The 227-nt window shown below is 58.6% G+C and carries 1 protein-coding gene; it reads left to right on the top strand.

Annotated features, from left to right (window positions below; genetic code table 11):
- Positions 1–227 (top strand): VCBS domain-containing protein (locus H5073_RS18670; RefSeq protein WP_220488117.1); only part of this gene is annotated, 227 nt, incomplete at both ends.

The raw sequence follows: 227 nt of genomic DNA, 5'->3' as shown, positions 1-227 counted from the left end.
CCTGAGATTGCGGGCGATGATCTGGGCGCGGTCACTGAAGACGCCAACAACCCGACCTTAACTGACACTGGCACCTTGACCATCAATGATGCCGATGCTGGCCAGTCTGTATTCCAGGCAGGCACAGGCACCCCAAGCGCGGGTGCGCTCGGCAGCTTGACCATTGATGCTACGGGCAACTGGACTTATAACGTCGCGAACGCCGATGTGCAGTATTTGGCGGAAGG

The organism is Shewanella sp. SR44-3 (assembly GCF_014163735.1).
In the GTDB taxonomy this organism is placed as follows: Bacteria; Pseudomonadota; Gammaproteobacteria; order Enterobacterales; family Shewanellaceae; genus Shewanella.
Note: the sequence above shows the minus strand (reverse complement) of the source record. Positions and strands in the feature narration are given on the sequence as shown.